This is a genomic window from Bradyrhizobium sp. LeoA1Lang (assembly GCF_055413685.1).
In genome coordinates, this window is the sequence record NZ_JBVAPG010000445.1 from 1 (window position 1) to 805 (window position 805).

1 protein-coding gene is annotated in these 805 nt (G+C 59.8%); it reads right to left on the reverse strand.

Annotation, left to right across the window (positions count from 1 at the left end; genetic code table 11):
* Positions 1 to 768: IS110 family transposase (locus ACZYOF_RS44060; RefSeq protein WP_463719631.1), on the reverse strand; the 768-nt coding region annotated here is incomplete at its 3' end.
* Positions 769 to 805 lie beyond the last annotated feature (37 nt).

Here is an 805-nt window from a genome sequence, read left to right on the forward strand (position 1 = left end):
AGGCGAAGGCGGTGCCGCGGCCGCTTGTGCGGCGATGAGCGCATCGCGTTCATCCTCAACCAGCTTGATCTGTTCGAGCAGCAGTTCTAGCCGATCGACTTCGCGGGAAATCTGGGCCTTCATGAGCGCAGGTAGTGCACGCCCATCGCCGGTCCAGAGCTCGTCTAGCCGCTCACGTCGATCCTTGCGCAGTGGCTCATAATTCGCGATCCCTTGCGAGAACAACAGTCCCTTGATGCGATTGACGTGGGCGACACGCTCGACGATCAGCGCCTTGCGCTCGCGACAACTCCGTCGACGATCCTCTTCCTCGGGTGACGGAACCAGCACCATCGCACACACGCGCGGCTCGCCACGCTTGTAGGCCATTAGGGTTCGCAGCAGTGCCTCACCGTCGATGCGATCCGTTTTTGCCTGTCTGCGCCGGCGCGATGTCGCGATTGAAGCTGGGTCCACGACGTGGCTTTCGACCCCTTCTTTTTCAAGCACCCGATGAACCCAGAAGCCGTCGAGGCCGGCCTCCTGAATCGAGACGATCGGATAGTTATGCCCGGTCTTAGCTCGGCTTTTTTCGCGCAGCTTCGAAAACAGCGCGAACAACCCGGCCAGGTCTCCGGCTGACACCGAATGTTTCGACATCTTCTCGCCGTTTCCTGGCGACAACGAGGTTATCAGCCAACTAGAGCGGCTGAGCTCCAACGAAACGAAAATCGCGCCAAGATCGGTGCGGATGGTGGTCGGGTGGGCGGATCGTCCGGTCGTATGCATGATCACCTTCGGGATGAGTGTTTAGGCAGCCTTATTC